The sequence below is a fragment of the Vibrio sp. 1288 genome (assembly GCF_033344475.1).
Map to the genome: position 1 here is coordinate 1 of NZ_JAWPOX010000229.1, position 924 is coordinate 924.

A 924-nucleotide genomic window follows, 5' to 3' on the forward strand; every position below is an offset into this window, starting at 1 on the left:
CATCCGATCCCTATTTGGTCGTTCTTCTTCGGCCTCATTTTGGTCTCTGTGTATCACATCCTCCGTCAGGTAGAGAAACGCGATGCGATTCGTTTCGTGACTCTTCTACTGGGCGTCGGCTTTGCGTATAGCATTACGGTGCTGAAACCACTGCATCTTGAACCTACCGCTATTAATACGCTGATTGCAGGTGCGATCGCGATTTGTGCGATGATCCTCCCTGGTATCTCAGGCAGCTTCATCCTGCTACTGATCGGTATGTATACTCCGGTACTTGCGGCCGTAAAAGGCTTCCAAGTGGATACGTTGGCGCTATTTTTATCGGGCTGCGTGATTGGCCTACTTTCTTTCTCTCATCTGCTCTCGTGGTTACTGCGCAAGTTCCGCGACTTCACGCTGATGTTCTTAACTGGTTTGATGATCGGTACACTACCTAAAATCTGGCCTTGGAAAGAAACCCTAACATGGCGTACGAACTCGAAAGGCGAACAAGTACCGTTACTACAACACAACTTGTCTCCATTTGAATTTGAACATATTACCTCTCAACCATCGCAGCTAGTGATTGCAGTAGTAATGATGCTGGCTGCTATTGCGTTGGTTTTAGGTCTCGAAAAGTTCGCAGACTCTGACAAATAAACCGCGCAGCACATTCATAGAAAACGGAGCCATTGGCTCCGTTTTTGTTTTAGGGTGTAGAAAAAGCCGACAATCCGGTGGTTCGGCACACGCTCTCAACCCAAGTCCGACTCACAATGAGTCGTTAACTCATTCATCTCAAAATCATTTAGGTATAACGCACAAATTGTCGAGGAGACGCCTTGGCGAGTTACACATATGTGCTACGATGCGGTTAATGTTAAGTGATAAATGCTGAACCTTAATGAAAGTGTTAAAAATTGCCGCCATTGCGGTCGCACTCGT

The 924-nt window shown here is 46.6% G+C and carries 1 protein-coding gene; it reads left to right on the plus strand.

Going from position 1 to position 924, the window contains the following annotated elements; translation table 11 throughout:
- Positions 1-639 (plus strand): DUF368 domain-containing protein (locus R8O11_RS25875; RefSeq protein ID WP_318194694.1); only part of this gene is annotated, 639 nt, incomplete at its 5' end.
- Between the last annotated feature and the right edge of the window lie 285 nt (positions 640-924).